Here is a 23987-nt window from a genome sequence, read left to right as displayed (position 1 = left end):
GGAAGCATTCTTATCGTATTTGGGATGGTATAGAGCATGACGTTCATATTTAGCTTCAAATATAAAAAAATCAGACTGGTTGTTGTGTTCGCGCTTAGCATTATTTCATGGGCCGTTTATGGTACTGAATTTAATACGGAAATGTTGGATGCCGAAGATATTCAAAATATTGATATGAGCCAGTTTTCCGTTGCGGGATATGTACCCCCCGGCGACTATGTTTTGACTATTTTTGTTAATGGCTTACGTTTAGGGGCTCCTCGTGAGGTCTCCGTTTATAAAGATCCCGCTAATCCTCTCTCTGTTTTAAAACATTCAATTTATAAGCAAAAACAGCCGACAGCAGGATTTTCTCAGACGATCTGTATTTCCCCTGATTTACGCGATTTAATGGGATTAAAAAGTAGTGCAATGGAAAAATTAATGACTTCTCATGAAGGGAAATGCCTTGATTTTTCTGCATTAACTGGGGCTCAGTTAAAAGTAGAACTTGCCACATTATCATTAAAAATCACGATCCCTCAAGTTTGGATGGAATATCGAGACCCTTTTTGGGTGCCTCCTGCACTATGGGAAGAGGGGATGAACGGGGGATTTATTGATTATAATGTTAACGCATCAGCAACGAAGGAAAACGAAGGAACTAAGCGTGTTTATTTATCCACCAATGGAACTTCAGGGATAAATATAGGTGCTTGGCGTTTGCGGGGTGATTTCAATGCAACGTATCAAAAGCAGCGGGGTGGATATTACCCTCAAGAAGCACATCAATTTGATTTTACAAGGTTATATGCTTTCACCTCATTAAAAGAGTCAGCCGCTATCCTAACATTGGGAGAAAACTATTTTTATTCTGACATTTTTGAGTCTTGGCAATATAGCGGACTTTCTCTTGAAAGCGATGATCGCATGTTGCCACCTAAATTGGTGGGATATGCTCCTGAAATCATAGGTGTTGCAAATACTAATGCCATTGTGATTGTGCGTAGCCAAGATAGAGTTATTTCAGAAACGGCTGTTCCGCCTGGACCATTTCGTATTCAAACGTTAGATAGCGGAGTTAGGGGGGTATTGGATGTCACGGTACGAGAAGAAAATGGCGAAGAAAAAAAATTCAGCATAAGCACCGCATCATTGCCTTATTTAACCCGTCCGGGGCGGGTAGTCTATAAATTGGCAGCAGGTAAAACGCGTTACAATAATCGTCATCTCACCGGTGAACCTGTTATTAGCAGCGAACTTTCTTATGGCGTATCAAACGCGTGGTCTTTATATGGAGGTAGCCAATTAAATACTGACTACCAAAGTGTTGCACTAGGAATTGGACGTGATTTATTTGCAGTTGGAGCTGTATCAATCGATATAACGCAATCATTTGCACAGTTCACAGATGACAGATTACAAGGCCGTTCTTATCGGCTTAATTATGCAAAATCATTTGATGATGTACGTACTGATATTACTTTTGCGGGTTATCGTTTTGCGGATAAAGAATATCGGACATTAAATCAGTTTATGGATGAAGATAGAACCAAACAAGTAACACGGGCGGCGAAAGAAAACTATCAAGTTTATCTTAATAAGTATTTTGATCATTTTAATCTCTCAATGAATTATCAATACAGCACTTATTGGCAGGGTGACCCTCAAACTCAATATGGTCTATACGCCAATACTAATATAAGTTTTCCTCAGTTATCTCAACATAATGCCAATGTTTCTTTATCGGCGACTAGAACAGAACGTGATAATGGTTATGAAGATGACGCAATTAATTTGTATTTAACAATCCCTTTGTATAGCGGTCATAGTTTGACTTTTTCTGAGCTTTATTCACGTTCAGCGGGTAATAACCAATTTAATCATAATGTGGGTTATAGCGGTTATGGGGATCAAGAAAATTATAATCTCAATATGGGATATAACCATGGGCAGAATATAGATAGCCAATCTAGTTTCAGTGGTTTTTATTCAAAAGATTTATCCCAAGCCAATATTTCTGCTAATGCCAGCTATGTTCCTCATCAATATCACAGTATCGGCGCATCAATAAATAGCGGTATCACATTGACCTCTAAAGGCGTAGCGCTGCATCGCTCCGCGAATGGTGACACACGTTTGATGGTCGATACGCCAAATGTTAGTGGAGTGCCTCTTGATAATGGCGTGATTAAAACCAATGCCTTTGGCCTAGCCGTTATTCCTAATGTGAATAGTTATCGTAAATCAACTGCATCAATTAATACCAGTAAGTTACCCGACAATATAGAAACGCTAGATTCAACTATTGATATCACTCTCGCTAAAGGGGCGATTGGTTATCGCAGTTTTTCTGTGCTGCAAGGGGAAAAGTTGTTTGCGATTTTGAGACTGAATAATGGCAAAACGCCACCTTTTGGTGCGAGTGTGCGTAATGATGAAAACCAAGAGTTGGGTATTGTGGGGGAGGATGGTGTGACATGGATAGTTGGAGTGTCTTTACAAGAAAAACTGTCTGTTTATTGGCATAACCAAAAACAGTGCGAACTCGTCTTACCTGAAAAACGCCATCCAACGTCAGATATGCTTTTGTTACCTTGCACGCCAGAAAACACACCGGCTCGAGTATTCGAAAGCTAAGTAATATTTTGCATCTAATTACATGATTCAATACATTTTTATGAGGTTAGTTATGTTAAGCATAAAGATAGGTGGCAAGTTAAGTGGGTTAGTTTTTTTCGTTACCAAAGCTTTATTTGTCGTAATTACTGTATCTGCTAGTGCTTATGGTGCAGTGACATTGGATAGAACACGCATTATTTTTCAAGGAGATAAAACTTCAATCAATATCAGGATCGCCAATGATAATCCAGAAGAGGCATATTTAGCACAGAGCTGGATAGAAGATTTACAGGGGAATAAGTTAACGAAAGGCGCTTTGCTAGCAACGCCGCCTTTGCAGCGAATAGAACCTAATAGCCAAAGTTTAGTGCGTTTAAGTGCGACGCCATTATTGAGTCAATTGCCCCAAGATAGAGAGTCAGTATTTTATTTTAATTTACGAGAAATTCCGCCGAAATCTAATGAAGACAACACGTTACAGATTGCATTGCAATCACGAGTCAAATTGTTTTATCGCCCTGCGAGTACCTTGGCTGAATCAGAAACTAAGTGGCCTCATAAAGTGACGTTACAAAGAATTCATAACGGTTATCGGCTCAATAATATTACGCCATTTAATTTAACTGTGATTGGTTTTGGTAATAGCAAACAACAGTCTGAGCAAAGCGCTTTTCAAGTCATGATGGTTTCTCCAAAATCGACAAAAGATATTATATCCGATGCAATATCAAAGCCTTATCTTACCTATATCAATGACTATGGTGGTAAACCTACATTGGCTTTTAGTTGCCAAGGAGAGACCTGCACCGTAACAGGAGAGCAGTAATTGTTATATAAAAATAGGTATTTTTACTTGTTACGGGTAAATGCTAAGGAGGGATGATGAACCAAATCATGAAGTGCTCACTGATTTTTATGGGTGGAATTTTAAGTTATTCCACAATGGCAGAAAACCTTGATATCAATATCACCGAAAAAGAATCGAATTTCGAATCGTCACTGCAAGGGTGGTTGAATGTGAATGCCTGTGTGTTTAATGCGCCATGCAACTTACTTGTAAAACAAGGATTGAGCTTGACTCATTGCGGAGCGGGAGAAGTTTTTGATGATGTGGCGATCCGTCATGCAACGGCTAAAACACCGGTAATATTACAGTTTTATGATGTACGGCAGGGGCAAGTTATTCGTCGTTATTCACTTGGTTTATTCAATGGTAATAATGCAATAAAGCTACCTTTTTTAGACGCAAAGCGAAGCATTTTGCGATTAGAGGTTATCTATGAATAAGCTGATTGCCTTGTTTTGGTTGTTGATGATGATTGGGTTTTCTCATCATGCACCAAGTTCCGGCCACTTAGATGTGGAATTTAGCGGTGTGCTTGTGCGAGGTTCTTGCCAATTGACCGCTGAGTCCATCAATAAAAAAATTCGGTTAGATAATTTGCGGTGGCAATTTATCAATGAAAATGAATCGAGTGCGGTTACGCCATTTTCGATCGGCATTGAAAATTGTAGTCAAACTGATTTAAACAAAACAATTAAATTCACTTGGCAAAGTCATCAGCTGGTCAATATTAATGGTAACAGTTACATCTCCACCCAAGGTTCCAGTGGCGTCGTTTTAGGGTTGGTGGATAGTGAGGAAAAACCCATTGTTTGGAATACCGCAATGGAGATCGGCGCGGTTTCTACCGTCGGGAGCGAGCAACAAATAGCCTTTGGGGTATTAGCACGCAAACCTGCATCTGGTGAGGCGAATGTTGGCGATTTTTCAGGTCGAGTGACATTTGCACTGGAGTATGAATAGTGAAATTAATCAATAAATTAACTAAATATTCTTGGTGCTTGTTATTGCTGACTTCCATGGGGCAAGCCGATGTACTCGTCGATGTCACGGCCACAATGATTTCGCCTGCATGTGATATTCGCAGTGAAGACAGTAGTTCACCATTAAAAATTAGCTTTGGTATTATCAAGATAGATAATCTTAGTGATTTAAGCGTGATGCAAAATTTTCCTCTCTATATATCGGGTTGTCATATTAATAAAGATTTGGCGATTATGTTGGAGCCTAAAAATGATGGCTCATTAGTTTATAACGGGAAAGCCATTTTAGCGACGAGTACGGATGGGCTAGGTATTGATATCAGTGATATTACCGGCGGTAAGGTTCGTTCATTGAATGTAGGGATCAAACAGTTGGTTTACCCTGAAAAAATCGATGCAACGCAGTATCGAATGGACTTGCAAGCTCAACTGGTGAATACGGTTCCAGTGAGCCAGTTAGCCGTCGGAAAATTCACCTCAACCATGATGGTTTTAGTCACTTACAACTAGTGGAAATTGGCGCTATGTTTAATCTTAAATCAAAAATTAGCACTTACCCAATCAGTTTTTTTCTTCTCTTTTTTATTTTATACAGTGTAAAAACTAACGCGGATTATGCAGCAAAAATCCAAAATCCAACGGCGGGCTATTTGATTAAATTAGATAGTAATAGCGTGATAGAACCAACTTCACATAGGGGGACAGATGGTAAAAATTATTATCGAGTTGGCCAGCCAATTGTGGTGGAGGGAGGCGGTTCATCAGTGAGTGTGACTGGGCTGGTGGATTGTGTTGGTCGAAGATGGGGTGACAGTAATACTCAGATTCTCTCTGACAATGCATTTCATCGTTTATTCATGTATGTGCCAACCTTGGGAACAAATATAGAAGGAAAAGTGGCATATCATATTAACAGTAATTTAATGATGACTGTTGAGACCCGAATCATGAATTGGCTGAATATCAACGCGGGAATGTGTTCATATTCCTATCCTGGCATGACAAGACCGGCATCGAACTTTACGAATCAATTTCCTATAACGATTACTTTTTATATTAATGAGCGAATTATTGATGGTCAATTGGTAATTGCGGAAATAGATCTTGGCGGATACGTTCGCGCATTTACAGCACAAAAAACTGTTCCACCTTATGATAGTTGGCCACTGAATGAGTCGACTGTTCCCATGCGATTAGCGGCTTCCCAACTTAATGTGGGCGCATTATGTTCAACAATGACCAGCACAGGGCAGGCAGGTACGGTGAATTTACGTCATGGGCAATTAAATAGCCTAAACTATGACAGTACCGTCATGGAAAAAATTACCTACAGTTGTAAGTTTGTTTCATCGACGAGAGTTCACTTGAGGCTTGATTATGCAACAGATGATGACCCACAAAAGCGTCTGCCTTTGACCAATGACCTCAATCAGAAAATTTACAGCCAATTAGTGCTAATAGATGAATTAACGGGGCAATCAGGTACTGATTTCAGATTGGATATTCATGGGTCGAGAGAGATCAATATTCGTAGTCGTATTCAAGGGGAAAATGCAGATGCAGGGGATTACCATGGATCTGCATGGTTGATTGCGACTTTTGATTAACCTGTTTTTATTCACCAATTCGCTGAATAAAACTTGAGGGTGTTTGCCCTAACCATTTTTTAAACATCGTTGAAAATGAGCCCACACTGCTGTAACCCAAGTCAAAAGCCACTTCAGTAATCGATTTTCCTGCTGAAATATGGGTTATTGCGCTAAGCAAACAAGCTTGTTGTCGCCAATCAGAAAATGATAATCCTGTTTGAGCGCCAAAAAAGCGGCTAAATGAGCGCTCGCTCTTATGGACTTTTTCTGCCCATTCTTGGGGTAAAGAGGTAATTTGCGGATTTTTAAGAAATTCACGGCACAGCTTAGCTAAGGTTTCATCTCGTGGAATGGGGGCGAAAAAAGGTAAAGGTTTAGCTTGGGTAATTTCATGCAAAATAAGTTGGATCATAATGCCATCACGGCCGTGAATATCATATTCGATAGGCATATCGACGGATTCAAGTAATAGCTGACGTAGTAATGGCGATACTCTGAGCACCTCACATTTCTGGTTTTGGCGCGGCGCGGCTTTCGGTTCGATATAGAGACTGCGGGTACTGACGTTGAGCATTCGTGTTTCGTGTGGCGTGTTTTCAGGTATCCACACACCACTATCGGGGGGAATGACCCATTCGCCATCTGCGGTACTGACTTCAATTAACCCTGTGGCTCCATAGAGAAACTGTGCTCGACGATGAACATGGGAATTTAGCAACACATTAGGCAAATAATCGGTTCCGATAGCGAGTACATCGCGTTCGATGGCATCGACGGTTTTAAGTGGAATATTTCGCATAGTGATCTTTCTTGGCTGAGATTCAAATATTGTTGCTTAATTTGTGAATTTTGGCAATCTCGATAACAATAACCTTACAATTAGAGTGGTTGGCTGAAATTCAGATCTGTTTGTCTGTTTTTCGAAAGTTGGCAAACACATAAATGTTTACCCTAGCGCGGCAACTTAATGCATGCCAAAGGTAGGGTTATCATGAAAAATAAAACTAATCAGGCTGGTACCCATGAGCCCCTGATTGAACCTCTCACCCGTCGTCGCTTTATTCAAGGCAGCTCTGCACTTATGGCTGTCCCGTTTATCGCGTCTCAATCTGTCGCTTCAATTGCAGAAGACGCCTCGGTCATTCCAACAAAAACAATCATAAAGGATGATGAACGGGTGGTATCGACCTGTAGTAGCTTTGACTGCGGTGGGAAATGTGATATTCGAGCTCATGTAAAAGCCGGAGTAGTCACTCGTATAAGTACAAGACCAGATGCTGATCTAGATGAAGAAATGCCAATCATGCGGGCTTGTGTACGTGGACGTAGTTACCGTAAATTTGTTTATCATCCTAATCGCTTAAAGTATCCGATGAAGCGAGTTGGCAAGCGGGGGGAGGGGCGCTTTGAGCGTATTAGCTGGCAAGAAGCAACAACGCTGATTGCAGAAAATATGCAACGGATTAATCAGCAATATGGGCCTGCTTCTCGTTTCGTTAGCTTAAGTACGGGGGTGACTGGTGGCATTTTCTCGGGTGCCAATATGCTACGCCGCTTATTTAATCTTACAGGTGGATTTCTGGAGAATTACCATTCGGTGAGTAACGGCAACACCATGGCGGTGACACCTTACACCTATGGCACTTCAGCTAGTGGTAGCACTCTTGATACTTTAGAAAATACGCCACTTGTGATCCTATGGGGGCATAACCCTAATGAAACTATTTTTGGTCATACCAATCATTATTTTCAAAAAATGAAAAAAAATGGCACCAAATTTATTGTTGTCGACCCTCGCTATTCAGATACTGCGTCGTCATTAGCCGACCAGTGGATCCCGATTTTACCGACGACTGATAACGCCATGATGGATGCGATGATGTACGTGATCATCAGCGAAGGGCTCCATGATCAAGCCTTTATTGATAAATATACCGTCGGATTTGCTGAGCACCAAATGCCAGAAGGTGTGCCAGAAAATGAGTCATTAGTGGCTTATTTAATGGGTCACAAAGATGGCGTTGCCAAAACCCCAGAATGGGCAGAGCCAATCACGAAAGTACCTGCTGAGACTATCCGACAGTTAGCTATTGAATATGCAAGCACCAAACCTGCTGCATTAATGCAAGGTTGGGGACCACAGCGTCATATTTGTGGTGAACGTTCTGCTCGTGGAGCAACACTACTGGCGACCATCACTGGTAATGTCGGAGTGAAAGGCGGATGGGCAGCAGGTTACGGTATGGCTGTTACGCCTGATTTGCGCAAAACATTGGCAGGGCCAAGCCTATTTGAAAATCCGGTTAAGGCGAAAATCAATATCACTAACTGGGTGCAAGCTTGTGAAAATAAAGATCTTGTTACGCCTAATAATGGCTTAAAAAATGCCGAAAAGCTCGACACAGAAATCAAAATGATTTTCTCGTTGGCGGGCAACTACATGACTAATCAGAATCCAGATATTTTGCATGCAGCTAAAGTTTTAGAGGATGAAAGTAAGGTTGAATTTATCGTCTACAGCGACCTTTATATGACGCCAAGTGCGAAATATGCTGACATTTTGCTGCCTGAAACCAGTTTTATGGAACGTTGGAATGTGGGCGGAACGTGGGGAACCGGTAATTATATTATTTTATCTGAAAAAGTGATTGAACCTGAATTTGAGCGTCGCAGTGATTATGAATGGCTACGTGAGGTGGCTGATAAACTCGGCGTGGGCGAACAATTCAGTGAAGGTCGCACTGAAAAACAGTGGATAGAGCACTTAGTCAACGATGCTCATGATAAGCGTCCTGAAGATGGCATTCCAACCTTTGATGAGTTACTGGTTAAGCGTCGCCACTTACTCAAACATCAGCCTCATACTGGACATGTTGCATTTGAAAAGAATATCAAAGACTTAGTCAATAATCCGTTTGAAACACCTTCAGGTAAAATTGAAATTTTCTCTAAGCGTCTACATGACCGCCATGATGTGGATATTCCTGCATTATCCCATTATGTACCTGCTATTGAAGGACCTGAAGACACACTAACTTCACGTTACCCATTGCAACTGATTACTTGGAAAGGGCGAAATCGTGCCAATTCCACCCAATTTGCCAATCCTTGGTTACAAGAAGTCCAGCGCCAAGAGCTTTGGATAAACCCTATTGATGCAAAGCGAAGAAATATTGCTGATGGTGATAGCGCGAAAGTGAACAATGACCGCGGTATCACTATGGTGCCAGTAAAAATCACCCAGCGCATTATGCCTGGTGTGGTCGCCTTGCAGGCGGGGGCATGGTGGATGCCAGATGAAAAAGGCATCGATCAAGGTGGGTGTGCCAATGTTCTCACTTCGGCGCGCAGTACCGCCATGGCACACGGTAATGCGCATCAAACCTTATTGGTGGAGGTAACGAAAGCATGAGTAAATTCCTTGTTCACCCAGCGATTAGCGATAAGCAGCTTGGATTTTATATTGACTCGGCACGTTGTTCTGGCTGTAAAGCGTGTCAGGTTTCTTGCAAAGATAAAAACGAGCTCGATGTGGGGCGTAAGTACCGACGTGTTTATGAAGTTGCTGGGGGCGAATTTATCGAAAATGGCACTGGCGGGTTAGTGAATAACGTTTTTGCTTATACGTTATCCATTTCATGCAACCATTGCGATGACCCAATGTGTGTGAAAAATTGTCCGACGACGGCAATGCATAAACGAGAGGGTGACGGCATTGTGCTCGTCAATACGGATAAATGCATCGGATGTGGTACTTGCGCGTGGTCTTGCCCCTATGGCGCACCGCAAATGAATCCAGAAACCAAACAAATGTCGAAATGCGATTTTTGTATTGATTTACAACTAAAGGGCGAGCAGCCGGTATGCGTGGTGACTTGTCCTTTAGGGGCGATTCAGTTCGGGCCGATTGATGAGTTAAGACAGCGTTATGGCCATCAAGCGGATGTGAAAGGGTTGCCAGACTCTTCCATTACTCACCCGAATTTAGTGATTCATCCACACCAAGGCGCAGGGCGTAGTTCGAACCATCATCAAGGCGGCACAAAATGAATGAGTGGTCATTATTGTTATTCACATTTTTAATGCAGGCATCTATTGGTTTAACAGTGATGCTAGGGCTAAATACTAGAAAATTAACCGTAGTATTGGAAGGCAAGAATCAGTCATCTTTTTTACTGTGGTATTTATTTGTTGCCTGTATTTTTGCAGGGATTGGATTGCTGTCCTCTATCACTCACTTAGGGGTTCCACTTAATGCACCTAACTCTTTATTAAATATTTTTTCATCGTGGCTGAGCCGTGAAGTGGTGTTTACCGCCACCTACTTTTCGCTTCTTGGACTCACTTTCTTATGGTTATGGTTTAAAAAACGGTTGTCGTATGTGTTACTCGGGCTTGCCATTATTGCAGGGCTGTGTGATGTGTATGCTATGGCATCAATTTATCGTTATACCTCAATGTTAACGTGGATGAATGATAATACCTATTTGATGTTCTATGGCACGATGTTAACTCTAGGTGCCGCGGGCTATTATTTGCTGGTTAATTTATTGCTGAAATTTAATGCTAGTTTCACTGCGGCACAAATTTCGACTCGTGGATTATGGATATTGTGGGGTGTGATAGGAATAAGTTTATTTATTCGTTTGGTCTATCAACCTGTCTATGAAAGTTACCTAGTACACGCAAGTTATAATAATGAATCAATCACATTTCCTATAGATTCTATTCATGCTTACCAAGAAATTTGGTCACTGCGTATCACTAGCTGGCTTATCGGAATATTAGGGGTATTTATTTTAGGCTTTGGTTTATTTCGTCAAATAAAATCCAGTTCAAAAGGGCAGGAGTATGTAGTTGCTGGCTGTTGCTGTGCTTTAGTGGCGGAGTTTATGTTGAGGTACTGTTTTTACGTTATTCACTAATACTCGTCATACTTCGTGTTGTCGCGGTGTTGGCTTCATTCAGCTACCTAGGTCACATACTTTTGTATGCTCCCAAGGATAACTTCATTTTGCCGCCTAGCGACAACACGAATTATTTGAGTATTGGGTGTTGTTCATACTTCGTGTTGTCGCGGTGTTGGCTTCATTCAGCTACCTCGGTCACATACTTTTGTATGCTCCCAAGGATAACTTTATTTTGCCGCCTAGCGACAACACGAATTATTTGAGTATTGGGTGTTGTTCATACTTCGTGTTGTCGTGGTGTTGGCTTCATTCAGCTACCTATTTAATAGGCTAAAAACAAATAAATTAAAGAGTTATTTTTATGATCCATTTTTCACATTATGCTGCGGCATTTAATATATTAGGGACCTGTTATCTTTTTTCACCAGAAGATGAAACCAGCCGATATGCGATGAATTTTTTTAAAACCCCTGATTTTGCTTCTCAGTGGCCATGTAAAATAGAGAATCAATTGAGCAGGGAAATAACTCAAGCGCTTAATATCGATATCAAACAGCTTCATCGCCAATGGACAGATTTATTTATTGGCCCAGAGGCGCTACCTGCGCCGCCTTGGGGGTCTGTTTATCTCGATCCTGAAGGTGTCTTACAAGGTTCTTCAACAGTAGCATTGAGTGAGTTTTTAAAGCGGGAACGTTTAAAAGTACAAACCCGATACCCAGAGCCTTCAGATCATATTGGATTGATGTTGTTTCAAGCGGCAGTATTGGCTTCACAGGTGAGAGAAACGGCGTTGAATGAGCTACTTGTCGATCACTTAGGCTGCTGGTTACCACAATTTACTAAGCAACTTAATGTGGCTACGGTTAGTCCTTTTTATAGTGCATTAACGAAATTAACACTCACAACGGTAGTATCATGTCGCTGGTAATGTATTTAATTTAGTTAATATCTTTCAAATTTTTTGGATTAAATTTAATGAGTTAAGCGTAATATTTGAATGATAAAAAAGTAAAATACAAATAATTATAGAATAGTTGATTTAGCTATAATAAATACAAATTAAAATGATTCTTATTTTACCTTTCTAAGCCATAATGCATTTTTTAAGTCATACTACTTAGTAGTAGGTATCTATAATTAAAAAGGGGTGTGCTGTTATGGGACTATTTAATCGATTATTATCTCATGAAGATGCAGGAAAATTACTATTACGCTTGTCTGTTGGTGGCTTAATGCTTTTTCATGGTATGAGCAAATTAATGACGGGCGCGAGCGGTATCAAAGCATTGCTCGCTTCTTATGGCTTACCTGAATTTATTGCTTACGGTACTATTGTAGGTGAAGTAATTGCACCTATCTTTATTATTCTGGGTATTTTAACGCGCCCGTCAGCGTTGCTGGTGGCGTTTACCATGTTTGTAGCATGGTTAATGATCGGTATGGATAAAACATTTTTACTCGATAAAACCGGAGCATGGGCAATCGAAAGCCTCGTTTATTTCTTTGTGAGTGGTATTGCTTTAGCATTTTTGGGTGCGGGTAAATATTCAGTGATGCGAAATGCGTGTTGGCGTTAATTTAGTTTAAGTTTTGTTTTTTTGAATCTTATTTTTTATAAAGGCCATCAATACATATTCTGTACTGATGGCTTTTATTTTGATACGTAATTTTATGCGTAGTAAAGAAATTCAAATCAAAATGGGATTTTTGAAATATTGGTTATTTAGGCTGTTTTGGCTATAATGACTATTCGAGCCATTTTGTACAGTAGGTGATGTATGGAAACAATTCCCGCACAACTCGCTAAAAACCAATTTGGTGATTTGTTGATGAAAGTTCAACGTGCACCTGTTGAAATAAGCAAGCACGGTAAACGTGTCGCTGTTGTTATCTCTCCAGATGAATATGACCAGCTGATGCAGCTAAAATTGCAGAGTTTAAAAGCGGTTTTGGCTGAATCTATTACGCAAGCAGAACGTGGAGAATTTCATACTATTGACGATGTGTTTGCACCATTGACTGCGGATGAACTTGAAAATAAGGCTTAAGGATGAGCGTTAGATTTACGTATAAAGCAAAAGAACATATCCGCTCAATCAAGCTTTATTCTCTGCGTCGATGGGGAGCTAATGTTGCTGAGGCTTATGCAAATTCTTTGCGTGTGACAATGACGAATATATTGGCTCATCAGCCATCTCTTGGTCGTGACCGTAGTGAAGATTTGCATTTAGGCGTTTTTAGTTTTCCTGTTGAAAGCCATATTATTTATTATCGAAAGGCACCGGAAGGTATTGAAGTGCTGGCAGTATTACATCATACACAGGATCCAAACTCTCATTTATAAAAATCCGGGTGGTAATACGCTTTGTTGTTAATTATTTAATATTATTAAAGAAAAAGACCATCAAAAAATTTCTGATGGTCTATTTTTTTGAAAAATACCAGTTAATGACTTTCTAACACGGTTTTACGAAAAAATTCATCTAATAAACGGCTGTCACGACAACCTGGCTCAGGAAATTGCATTCGCTCTGCGTTAGCGATAGTCTCTGATACGAGTTGGTCTATAGCTGGTCGTCTTGCACCATAATGACTTTCGTCTGCTTGGCTTTTTATTACCAACAACTCATCAATTTCTAACCGTACTAATTTATTTGTAACCGTTGCATTAACGAGCTCTGAAAACTCCATTGGCGGCATACTCTTACTCCTTTCTATCCAACGCAAAGCTAATACCGCACGTAGCAAATAAAAATATTTTTTAAGGCGAACTTGTTCACCTTTAAAGTCAGTATGTAAGTTACGTTTACTGATTGATAAGTAGTGGTAACGTGACTTTAACGGTGAATAAAATTGCGCTGCCAGTTGCTCTAATTGAGCAAAAAATACCTCATCTTTAAAATAAACAATTGGTGAATGCAGCCACTCTATTAATGCAGGGTTAGAGTTACGCATCAATTTCAATGCCTTAGATAACTCCCAACCAGACACATCCAGCTCATCATCAATCGGTTTTTCTATCACATCGCGTTTTTTATCCAGTGTTAGGTACCAATCAAGTTTATGCACATAGATAAACCTGACATCATAGTCGCTGTCGCGGGAGGCAAAACCCCAGCCGCGACTACCGGATTCACACGCAAATAGTATTTTAACGTGATAAGTCTCTTCTATTTCTTTGAGTGTTTTATGTATCCGTTCCTTCATTAGCACGGATACGCTTTCATGGTCAGTTTCCATGCTTTCTCCTATTACTTTTTTATATTTATCCCTTCACACACACGACTTGGCGTAAGGTGTGAACAATTTCTACCAGTGATGATTGTGCCGCCATTACCGCGTCTATGTCTTTATACGCCATAGGTATTTCGTCAATCACATCACTGTCTTTTCGGCACTCAACATGGGCGGTAGCCATTTTTTGGTCACTGACTGAGAAACGTTTTTTGGCTTCTGTTCGGCTCATCACACGGCCTGCACCGTGGCTACAGGAACAAAAACTCTCTTCGTCACCCAACCCGCGGACAATAAAGCTTTTTGCCCCCATTGACCCTGGAATGATCCCCATTTGACCTTTTCGTGCCGATACCGCACCTTTTCGTGTCACTAAAACGTCTTCACCAAAATGTTGCTCTTTTTGCACATAGTTATGGTGGCAATTGACCGCTTCTTGCATTGTGGTAAAAGGTTTTGGGATCTCCCGTGATAGTGCCTCTAACACGCGGTGCATCATCACTTCACGGTTATGGCGGGCAAAGTCCTGCGCCCAACCGACCGCTTGCATATAATCATTAAAATGCGTACTACCTTCTTCGAAATAGGCCAAATCTCTATCGGGCAAATTAGCGATATGCTGTTGCATATCTTTTTGCGCCAGTGCGATAAACAAATTACCAATCGCATTTCCGACACCTCGCGACCCGCTATGTAACATCACCCACACGCGGTTTTGCTCATCCAAACACAGCTCAATAAAGTGGTTTCCCGTTCCCAGTGTTCCTAAGTGTTTGTAATGGTTGGTTTGGCGTAGTTTTGGGTATTTATCACAAATACGTTTAAACTCTTCATCTAAGTGTGTCCAGTGGGTATCGACAATATCTGGAGTTCGATACCAAGCGCCTTTATCACGTCCATGTCGATGTGTGGTTCGACCGTGCGGAACCGCAGCCTCAATAGCAAAGCGAATATTTTGCAAGCTATCCGGCAAATCAGATGCCGTTAAGGAGGTTCGCACGGCAATCATTCCACAACCAATATCCACACCCACCGCCGCAGGGATAATCGCCCCTTTGGTTGGGATCACGCTCCCAATGGTTGAACCTTTCCCCACGTGCACATCAGGCATCACAGCAAGGTGCTTGAAAATAAACGGCATTTTGGCGGTATTTTGTAGCTGGATTACAGCTTTCGGGTCAACAGGAACCCCATTGGTCCACATTTTTACTGGTGCGCTATTTTCTTGAATCAATTCATTGAATTTATTGTTTATCATTATTTATTCCTTAATTTTTACTAATCCGTTTAATACTTGGTCTAAACCGCCATAAACTGAAATTTGGTCGATGCGATGCGCAATGTTTTCTAAGGTTTCAAGCTCTTTTAAACGCAGTGCAACTGGGTTGTTTTCCATCACTTTTGCGGTATTTAGCAATGAACGCGTCGCGGCAGTTTCTTCTCGGCGACGAATAACATTGGCTTGGGCGGATTTTTCTGCTTCAACTACTTGAGATAAAATCGTGCGCATATCTCCCGGTAAAATAATGTCTTTCACACCGATGCTGTCGATTTCCAGACCAAAGCTAGCCGCACTTTGGGCAATTTGTGCCAATATTAATTCATCTATTAATTGTTTGTTTTCCAGTAATTCATCAAGTGAACGGGTGCCGACAATTTCTCTTAATGCAAATTGTAGCTCACGGTACAGATAATCCACAGGCTGGGTCAATTTCGAGAATGCCATTAAGATATCTGCATAACGCCAGTTAGCCGAAAGATTGATGCGTAACGTCACTTTATCTTTAGTTAAAATCTCTTGTCCGCTCACTTCAAGGGATTGCAAGCGGGTGTCTATTATTTCAACTTCTGGTTTGTGGTTGATTTTCCAATAACCGTAAGTTCCTGGTTGTAATAAATTTTGGATCTCACCATCAATTTTTAACATACCGACATGCCATGCAGGGACTTGGCTAATCAAGGCCAACTCATTGCCTTTAATACGTTTTTTACCCATTAGTCGTGACACAAATACGGTTTCAATTACACTATGTTCTGTTGATTGCAGTTCTACTTTTAAGTTATTGCCATTTTTCCAATACAACCGACGAGTCGCGGGTGGCAATATTTCGCTTAAGCTATTGTGTAAATAAATAAATCCGATTTCATCATCAGATAACGCTACATCAAGGCAGTGCTCATCAACCCAGTCAGGGTGAAATTGGCGCAAGTGCTCCGCGAGTTTTTCCTCAATAGGTTCATTGTCGAGGGTGAACAGTGACACGGTCAATTTGTTAAACCAATCATATAAACGGTGCTCACCCGCAGTCAGTAATTGTTTAAAATCTCCATTTTTAGCGGTCAATGCGATTTGTCCCTGAGCGATATTTATTTTTTTCATTATTTTATCCTTTTTTAAAATTTATCCGGCACTGAAGAAAAAAGCGAAGTGGTGAGGGGAAAAATAGAGTGCCTGACTGGGCTGTCTAAATTTCTGCTCATCACTCGGCGTGGCTCTCGAGTGGCGGCTTTAAGCTTAACTTCAGCTTAGTTTTATACAGTTGGATTTGTATTTTTTTCAGGAGTCGAACCTGATAGCGTTGCTATTACCATAAGGTATCTTCCTGACGGCGGCATACAGACCATGTAGTGACTCGGGTCACCATGTCTGCACCGGTTGAACGCGAAGTTCAGACAATTTCCGGCAGTGGATGAATTTATTATTGCCAGAAGCGTGCCAACTTTGATGAAGAGACAATAAATGTTTGTATTAAATTGAAAAATAAAGATTAAATATTTATTGTTGAATTTGGCTAACATTACCAAGAGAAATGAATTAGGCTATTTATTATCTTTCTATATCGTCATTTATAAATTTATATAAACTCATTATGAATAAAAAACGTAAAGTGGTCATTGGTGTATTGGGTACAGTTCTTGATAGGCGAGGTAAAAAAGCTAATCGCTGGACAAAATGGCGCCCAACGGTAGGCCTGTGCCAACAACCTGAGCTTGATATTGATCGGGTTGAATTGCTGCATCAGGTCGACGACCACTCAATGGCGAGTCGGGTCAAAGATGATATTGAAGAAACCTCGCCTAATACTGAGGTGATGCTGCATGAAGTGGACATTGCCGACCCGTGGGATTTCGAAGAGGTGTATACCTCGCTATTAGATTTTTCGGCAAATTATCCATTTGATACCGATAATGAAGAGTATCTGGTGCATATCACGACCGGTACCCATGTGGTTCAAATTTGTTGGTTTTTATTAACGGAAGCTCATTATTTACCTGCCAAATTAATTCAAACCTCACCGAGCCAAAAGGGGAGAGAGAAAGATCCGATAGGTATTCACACGGTGATTGATCTTGATCTCAGTCGTTATACTCATATTACCAGCCGCTTCCAAAAAGAGCAGCAGCAGCAGGTGTCGTTTTTAAAATCCGGTATTGCGACCCGAAATGCCGCATTTAACGCCATGATTGAACAAATCGAGCGGGTGGCATTGCGCTCAAAAGCGCCGATTTTACTGAATGGGCCTACGGGAGCGGGAAAATCGTTTTTGGCGCGACGTATTTACCAGTTACGCGAAAGCCGTCATCAAGTAAAAGGGCGATTTGTTGAAGTAAACTGTGCCACTTTGCGGGGTGATAACGCCATGTCGACGCTATTTGGCCATGTAAAAGGTGCGTTTACTGGGGCGCTAAATGCACGAGGCGGTTTGTTAAAAGAAGCCGATGGCGGCATTTTATTTTTAGATGAAATTGCAGAACTTGGCCTTGACGAGCAGGCGATGTTACTCAAAGCCATCGAAGAAAAACGTTTTTTCCCCTTTGGTTCAGATAATGAAATTTACAGTGATTTTCAACTGATTGCCGGCACCCATCGCAACCTTGCAGAGCAAGTGGAGGCGGGTAAGTTTCGGGAAGATTTATACGCCCGTATCAATATGTGGACCTTTGCCTTGCCGGGGTTAAAAGAACGTCGTGAAGATATTGAACCCAATATTGATTATGAATTAGCCAAATTTTGCCAAGACCAGCAAAGCCAAATCCGTTTTGATAGTGAGGCTCGTAACGTCTATGTGAAGTTTGCTTGTTCCCCACAAGCCCAGTGGCGTGGCAATTTCCGTGAACTTGGCGCCTCGATTAACCGGATGGCTACTTTTGCCGAACGTGGGCGCATCACTAAAGTGGTTACCGAGGAAGAAATTAGCCGTTTGCAGTCTCAATGGCAGCCAAAATCAACAAATACATTACCAACGCAAATTGGTGAGATTGATTTATTCGATAAGCAGCAACTGGCAACGGTACTGGAAGTTTGCCGCCGTTCATCATCTTTGTCAGAAGCGGGGCGTGAGCTGTTTGCGGTATCGCGGCAACACAAAAAACAGCCCAATGATGCAGATAGGCTGCGAAAATATCTCGCTAAATTTGAGTTGGATTGGGATGGGGTGAAGGCGGGGGATTGAGGGGAGTTATATTGCTAAATCGCAGAAAGAAAAATCCCCGCCGAAGCGGGGATGTGGGGGTTAGTATTTGATCATACAAAGTGATTTCACCCATACACGATAGGCAGGGGAATTACCTGAAGTAATCGAGTTGCTAGTAATCTTTTTAGTTAGGTTGTTTGTCCAGTATTCACCGGGTATATGCGCATCATGGTAAGTATCTATTTTTTTCAGGGGGTTCTGAAGTAACGTTGCTAATTTTGATTCATCAGCAAGGTTGTCTCCGTTATTTAGACACTCTCGACTAATATCATTTTTTAGTAGAGCCGTTTGGTTCGAGGGGTAGAAATATGTATTTATTGTTATCGTTGCGCGTATAGCTTCAAGTTTATAGCTATTTTTATTCGGCCTAGCGACTAGTTTGATGACATTTTTTTGACGATTTGGTTTATTCTTTATATAAGGGACCGAATAGGTACCAAAGCCTATTACATCTGGATGGCTATTCTCCCACGTGTAATTAGTATAATCCTTTATCGTCGAATGGAAATGAAAATACTGTTGGTCAAGTACTACGGTGGGGTAGGTTATATTTTGGAAAGAATAGAAATAGATATCAATCTCTTGTTTTGCGCCCACATAATTAATTGTAGCAAAATCAAGGGATACTGTTACTTTTTCTGCCTTTGAGCTTGATACAGATGCAGTATATACACCTGATGTTGTGGTTTCTTGCATAATAGCGTGATTTAAAACTCCACCGTTTGAAGTGAGCTTTGGTTTTTTACCTGAAATAAATGCTCCATTTTTATCAACTAATTTTAAGGTTATTGTGGCGTTGTTTTTACCATTACCTTCAACGGAATCGGTATCAACAGATAGCTCACTTTTCCCGCTGTCAAAAACAGGGGCGCCTGCTTGGATGTTGATTACTTTTGTCTCCGTTGTTTTGGCAGTATTATTGATACTAACTGTTAATGTATGCTTTCCTACAATGTTAAACTTAGTGTCGCTTGAATAGATTCTATTGCTATGATCAATCCCTCCTATTGAGGGTAAAGTTTGCTTGTCACTCGATAAAGTAATGTCACTTGGACTGACATTCAAAACATCGTTACCATGTTTATCTTGTAGCTTGATAATTACTGAAACGATCTGTCCAGCTTCCAGGGGGCCAAAAGTGCTTATCACAATGACGTCAACACTCTCTGCGCCTTGCGGAGCCATAAATTCGATCTCGATAGGTTTTATCAAACGGCTAGTATTAACTACCACATCTAATTGATGTTTACCGACTTTTGTCGATTGCCAATTTGTGGTGTATTGCCCGTTAGAGCTTTCTGTCCAAGTGATACTTTCTTCTTTGCGATTATGTCTTAATTGAATATCTTGATTAGCAACATTAATAACACCATTGCCGAACTGATCTTTGAGTTGCAATGTCAGTGGAGTATCCACACCTAATTTGGTGGTTGCTGACATACTTAACTCAACTTTCGCAACATTTTTAGCGCCTTCCAGTGGTTTCACATCAATGTCGATATTTTTTACCTGACCATTTACCTCAATCGATAAAGTGTGTGCTTTAACTTTCTCTAAGGTTATCTGAGCGGCATAGATACTATTGTGTAATGGTGTTTTCACCCACGATGCTTTCGTGGTAATGGTGCTATCAGTATTCTTAAACTGAATATCTTTAGGTGCAACATCTGCTACTTCATTGCCATAGTTATCCAACAAGGTGAGGGTTAACGTAGTGCTTTCACCCGCATTCATTGAAGTTGCCGCAGTGGTTAACATAATCTCTTTAACGTTGTTAGCTCCTTTCAGTGGTTTCACCTCAATGTCGATATTTTTTATCTGACCATTTACCTCAACCGATAAAGTGTGTGTTTTAACTTTTTCTAAGGTTATCTGAGCGGTATAGACACTATCGTGTAATGGTGTTTTCACCCACGATGCTTTCGTGGTAATGGTGCTATCGGTATTTTTGAACTTAATGTCTTTCGATGTAACATCTGCCACTTCATTGCCATAGTTATCCAATAAGGTGAGGGTTAACGTAGTGCTTTTACCTGCATTCATTGAAGCTGCCGCAGTGGTTAACATAATCTCTTTAACGTTGTTAACTCCTTTCAGTGGTTTCACCTCAATTTCGATATTTTTTACCTGTTTATTTATCTCAACCGATAAAGTGTGTTGTTTAACCTTCTCTAGCGTGATTTGAGCCGTATAAACACTATCGTATGATGATGTTTTTACCCACGATGCCTTAGTGGTAATAGTGCTATCTGTATTCTTAAACTGAATATCTTTAGGTGCAACATCTGCCACTTCATTGCCATAGTTATCAAGCAAGGTGAGAGTTAATGTGGTGCTTTCACCTACATTCATTGATGTTTTCGCGCTAGTTAATTTAATCTCATTAACATTGCTAGTACCTCTCAATGCACTCACCGTAATTTCTTTTGCATTAACATTCTTGTTATTAACCGTTGCAGTTAATGTGTGTTTACCCACTTTGGTTAATGGTAAAGTGGCTTTATACACGCCTGCCGATTCCATATTCCAAGCAATACTGCGGCTATCGATAGGTTCTGAGGTATGGCTATCTTTTAACGCAATATCAACTCCAGTAACACCTGTGACTAAGTTGCCATATTGGTCTTTCAGTTCTAAAGTTAATCCAACTTTTTTACCTGCATCAAGCGTATTACTATTTGTGGAAAGTGTTGCGGCTTTCACCACATCTTTTCCGCTTGGGTAGGTGGCTTCTACGGTTTGAATGCGGCTTGGTTGGTTATTGACTGTGGCTTTAAACTGGTAATTACCGACAGTCTCTAACCGTTGTTTGGTGGTATACACGCCATCTTGCTTAGTTGCCCATGTAGCTTTGATAGCTTTACCATTATTGATGAGCTGAATATCACTTGTATCGATATTAATAACACCGTTATCAACGCTATCAGTTAAAGCTAATGTCAATAGCACTTCTTTGCCTGCCTCAATGGTACCTTCATTGGTTTCAAGTGTGCTTTTATAGACCTTACTTGCACCTTTGGCCGGGGTAACCGTTAACTCAAATTTATCGCTGAGTATTTTATCTGCCGCCACTTGAATCGATTGTTTACGCAGTTTATTCATGGTGAGTTCTTGAGTGTATAGTCCACCACTAAGTTCTTTCCATATGGAGGCCGATTGCAAGTCAGTCAATAACGTCAAGTTCGACGATGCCCTAGTCAGTTTGTTACCAAACTTATCTTTTAGACTTACTGTTAGGGTGACTTTCTCTGCTGAATTTACTGTGTTGCTTTTTGCACTATGAGTGATAGATAGGGTGTCTAATGAACCACGCAAACCATCTTTATCATAAGAGCCAATAGGAATTTCTGTTGGTGCGTTGACTTTCCAATCGACTGTTTCTGACTGGCCGTTGACTTCGACGATGATTTTATAGTTACTCATTGTGGCTGGAGGGAGCGGAGCGACATATCTATTTATATTGTTTTTTTCCATAAATATAATGTCTTGTTTTTTACCACCAATTGTTACAGTTATATCGCCACTGCTGATATTTTTAACTGGGTTGTTATAAGCGTCAGTTAAGCTAATGGATAGTGATGATGATTGTCCTGCATCGCTGTTGGCTATCGGTGAAATGGTGATTGTTTTTACAGCATTTTTACCCATAGGTGAATTGACCGTGACAGTGGTCATATCTTTAACCTGATCAATACTCGCAGTGAGTTTGTGATCTCCAACTTCACTGAGTGTGATAGTGGTGGTATAGAGGCCTAAACTATGGACATCTTCATTCCAAGTTGTTGAAATTTCGTTATTACCATTGCTAAGAATAATAGTTTTGTTGTCGATATTGATAACAGGATTATCACTAATATCAGTTACTTTAAAGGTTAGAATAACGTCATCACCTGCGGTGATAGTTTTTAGGCTGGTCGTTAATTTCGCACTGTGTGCATTGTCTTTACCTGCCGATGGCTTCGCATTAATTAATATATTACTGCTTGGTATTAGATTTACAGTGGCTCTCAATGAGTGCATGCCATTCATTGTGATGATGGTCGAGGCGGTGTAAATACCGTTTCCTTTTGATGTCCAGACTAAACCTGTGAGGTTTTTCTTAGTATGCGAATCATTAATGACGATATCATTCGCATTAACTCCTTCAACGCCATTACCCCATTGGTCGGTTAATGTGAGTGTCAGTTCCGTTTTATTTCCCACTATCAGTTGATTGGTACTGGTTTTGAGCTCGACAGTTTTAACATGGGTTGGACCTACTGGTGCGCTGACATTAATCGCCAGTAGTGTATTTGCTCGGTTGTTAACTCGACTGACAAAGGTGTTTTTCCCTTGTTGATGCAATGGGAGCGTGGTGGTGTAAATACCTGCACTTTTCTCTAACCAAGTTAGTTTAGAAACAAGTGTATTGTTATGTTCTAATTGAATGTCGTTGGTTTGTACCTTTTCAACACCATTGCCATGGCTGTCAGTCAGTGTTAATCGTAGTTCGACTGAATCATTCACAGATAATTTACTGTTAATAACGTCTAATTTCACGTTTTGAACGGCAGATTGGCCTTCTGGTGAGCCAACATCAATGTTTTCTTCTTTATTAACACTATTGACTGTCACTGTTAGCGTATCTTTACCCCGTTTTTTCAATAATAGCTCGGTGGTGTAAGTGCCGTCTGCATTGTCTTTCCACACGACGGAACCGGTTTGTTTATGATTGATTACAATACTTGTGCTCTCAATTCCCCTTAAGGTATTGTCAAAATAGTCTTTTAAGGTAACGGTGAGCTTTAATTTATCACTCGTTTTAAGATTAGCCGTTGGGGTAGCTGTGAATAACATTTTCGCCACCACACCACGTTTATTTTGATCGCCGCTACCATTACCATTGATTGCAACTAGGGTGCTCGGTTTTTTGACAGTCCATAGTTTAGGAACTGAATCGTGATTATTGACGGAGACAATAAGGTCATATTTGCCACTTTGTTGGCCTGGTAGTGTGCCAATGTAGTTACCATTAGGTTGTAGAGATACGGGAATTATCAATGTGTTGTTATTACCGACTTTAACTGTTACCTCTTTGATACCTTCGATAGGGTGGCCATTTGAGTCTGCTAGTGAGACCGCTAATGTGCTTTCTGCCCCTGCTATAGGTTCGAGTATAGCGAGGATCTTAATTTGAGTAACTTTGCTGTTGCCTACGGCTTTTTCAACTAGGATACGGAGAGTTTGACTATTGATGTTATTAGCAGTAGCAATTAGCTCATCGTTACCAAGCGTATCTAACAGGAAACTCGCGGTATAAGTACCATCTTGTTTATCTACCCAAGTCACCTTATTTTTTTGGTTATGGG

At 40.7% G+C, this 23987-nt stretch carries 19 protein-coding genes; 14 read left to right on the top strand and 5 right to left on the bottom strand.

Annotation, left to right across the window (positions count from 1 at the left end; translation table 11 throughout):
• The first annotated feature begins 36 nt into the window (after positions 1 to 36).
• From ACTH6U_RS05215 to ACTH6U_RS05190, 6 genes are read left to right on the top strand one after another with little or no spacing between them, the layout of a single operon-like run.
• Positions 37 to 2619 (top strand): fimbria/pilus outer membrane usher protein, encoded by a 2583-nt coding sequence (locus ACTH6U_RS05215; protein WP_441831743.1) that lies wholly within the window; start codon positions 37 to 39, stop codon positions 2617 to 2619.
• 52 nt (positions 2620 to 2671) lie between these two features.
• Positions 2672 to 3427 carry a fimbria/pilus periplasmic chaperone gene (locus tag ACTH6U_RS05210; protein WP_441831742.1) on the top strand — a complete coding sequence of 252 codons (756 nt, stop codon included), beginning with the start codon at positions 2672 to 2674 and terminating at the stop codon, positions 3425 to 3427.
• 56 nt (positions 3428 to 3483) lie between these two features.
• A complete protein-coding gene (locus tag ACTH6U_RS05205) occupies positions 3484 to 3888 on the top strand; it encodes a fimbrial protein (RefSeq protein ID WP_441831741.1) in 405 nt (134 codons plus the stop codon).
• Positions 3881 to 4408, top strand: coding sequence for a fimbrial protein (locus tag ACTH6U_RS05200; protein ID WP_294109740.1), 528 nt, complete (start codon positions 3881 to 3883; stop codon positions 4406 to 4408). Before ACTH6U_RS05205 ends, ACTH6U_RS05200 begins: the two co-directional genes overlap by 8 nt.
• The gene (locus tag ACTH6U_RS05195) at positions 4408 to 4938 is read left to right on the top strand and encodes a fimbrial protein (protein ID WP_294109737.1); all 531 of its coding nucleotides are present in this window, start codon (positions 4408 to 4410) and stop codon (positions 4936 to 4938) included. The genes ACTH6U_RS05200 and ACTH6U_RS05195 overlap by 1 nt, the downstream gene beginning before the upstream one ends.
• A 14-nt stretch (positions 4939 to 4952) precedes the next feature.
• The gene (locus ACTH6U_RS05190; RefSeq protein WP_441831740.1) at positions 4953 to 6035 is read left to right on the top strand and encodes an adhesin; all 1083 of its coding nucleotides are present in this window, start codon (positions 4953 to 4955) and stop codon (positions 6033 to 6035) included.
• Positions 6036 to 6042: 7 nt separating this feature from the next.
• Here ACTH6U_RS05190 and ACTH6U_RS05185 read toward each other — a convergent pair whose 3' ends face one another.
• Positions 6043 to 6816: an AraC family transcriptional regulator gene (locus ACTH6U_RS05185; protein ID WP_294109733.1), complete on the bottom strand. Its 774-nt coding sequence runs from the start codon at positions 6814 to 6816 to the stop codon at positions 6043 to 6045.
• A gap of 192 nt (positions 6817 to 7008) precedes the next feature.
• Here ACTH6U_RS05185 and ACTH6U_RS05180 point away from each other — a divergent pair, with 192 nt between their 5' ends.
• The 7 genes from ACTH6U_RS05180 to ACTH6U_RS05150 all read left to right on the top strand — a co-directional run bounded on the left by ACTH6U_RS05180 (position 7009) and on the right by ACTH6U_RS05150 (position 13274).
• Entirely contained in the window at positions 7009 to 9429 is a 2421-nt protein-coding gene (locus ACTH6U_RS05180; protein WP_441831739.1) for a DMSO/selenate family reductase complex A subunit, read from the top strand.
• Positions 9426 to 10067: a DMSO/selenate family reductase complex B subunit gene (locus tag ACTH6U_RS05175; protein ID WP_441831738.1), complete on the top strand. Its 642-nt coding sequence runs from the start codon at positions 9426 to 9428 to the stop codon at positions 10065 to 10067. Before ACTH6U_RS05180 ends, ACTH6U_RS05175 begins: the two co-directional genes overlap by 4 nt.
• Positions 10064 to 10942: a dimethyl sulfoxide reductase anchor subunit family protein gene (locus tag ACTH6U_RS05170; protein WP_434720821.1), complete on the top strand. Its 879-nt coding sequence runs from the start codon at positions 10064 to 10066 to the stop codon at positions 10940 to 10942. Before ACTH6U_RS05175 ends, ACTH6U_RS05170 begins: the two co-directional genes overlap by 4 nt.
• A gap of 346 nt (positions 10943 to 11288) precedes the next feature.
• Entirely contained in the window at positions 11289 to 11858 is a 570-nt protein-coding gene (locus ACTH6U_RS05165) for a molecular chaperone TorD family protein (protein WP_441831737.1), read from the top strand.
• A gap of 229 nt (positions 11859 to 12087) precedes the next feature.
• Entirely contained in the window at positions 12088 to 12507 is a 420-nt protein-coding gene (locus ACTH6U_RS05160; RefSeq protein ID WP_294109725.1) for a DoxX family protein, read from the top strand.
• A 201-nt stretch (positions 12508 to 12708) separates the two neighbouring features.
• On the top strand, positions 12709 to 12978 hold the full coding sequence (locus ACTH6U_RS05155) for a type II toxin-antitoxin system Phd/YefM family antitoxin (protein ID WP_294109723.1): 270 nt from the start codon (positions 12709 to 12711) through the stop codon (positions 12976 to 12978).
• A gap of 2 nt (positions 12979 to 12980) precedes the next feature.
• Positions 12981 to 13274 carry a type II toxin-antitoxin system RelE/ParE family toxin gene (locus ACTH6U_RS05150; RefSeq protein WP_294109721.1) on the top strand — a complete coding sequence of 98 codons (294 nt, stop codon included), beginning with the start codon at positions 12981 to 12983 and terminating at the stop codon, positions 13272 to 13274.
• Positions 13275 to 13375: 101 nt separating this feature from the next.
• Here ACTH6U_RS05150 and ACTH6U_RS05145 read toward each other — a convergent pair whose 3' ends face one another.
• The 3 genes from ACTH6U_RS05145 to ACTH6U_RS05135 are packed head-to-tail and all read right to left on the bottom strand — an operon-like array spanning position 13376 to position 16544.
• The gene (locus tag ACTH6U_RS05145) at positions 13376 to 14170 is read right to left on the bottom strand and encodes a nucleotidyltransferase domain-containing protein (RefSeq protein ID WP_441831736.1); all 795 of its coding nucleotides are present in this window, start codon (positions 14168 to 14170) and stop codon (positions 13376 to 13378) included.
• Between the two features lie 25 nt (positions 14171 to 14195).
• On the bottom strand, positions 14196 to 15422 hold the full coding sequence (locus ACTH6U_RS05140) for an RtcB family protein (RefSeq protein ID WP_294109717.1): 1227 nt from the start codon (positions 15420 to 15422) through the stop codon (positions 14196 to 14198).
• A 3-nt stretch (positions 15423 to 15425) separates the two neighbouring features.
• Positions 15426 to 16544: a slipin family protein gene (locus tag ACTH6U_RS05135; protein ID WP_441831735.1), complete on the bottom strand. Its 1119-nt coding sequence runs from the start codon at positions 16542 to 16544 to the stop codon at positions 15426 to 15428.
• A 490-nt stretch (positions 16545 to 17034) separates the two neighbouring features.
• Here ACTH6U_RS05135 and rtcR point away from each other — a divergent pair, with 490 nt between their 5' ends.
• Positions 17035 to 18618, top strand: a complete 1584-nt coding sequence (gene rtcR / locus ACTH6U_RS05130; RefSeq protein ID WP_441831734.1) for an RNA repair transcriptional activator RtcR — start codon at positions 17035 to 17037, stop codon at positions 18616 to 18618.
• A gap of 60 nt (positions 18619 to 18678) precedes the next feature.
• On the opposite strand, the gene ACTH6U_RS05125 is transcribed toward rtcR, so the two are convergent.
• Positions 18679 to 23967, bottom strand: coding sequence for an invasin domain 3-containing protein (locus tag ACTH6U_RS05125; RefSeq protein ID WP_441831733.1), 5289 nt, complete (start codon positions 23965 to 23967; stop codon positions 18679 to 18681).
• Between the last annotated feature and the right edge of the window lie 20 nt (positions 23968 to 23987).

This window comes from Providencia sp., from assembly GCF_052096715.1.
In the GTDB taxonomy this organism is placed as follows: domain Bacteria; phylum Pseudomonadota; class Gammaproteobacteria; order Enterobacterales; family Enterobacteriaceae; genus Providencia.
The sequence above is the reverse complement of the archived record's forward strand: the minus strand, read 5'-3'. Positions and strand labels throughout refer to the sequence as shown.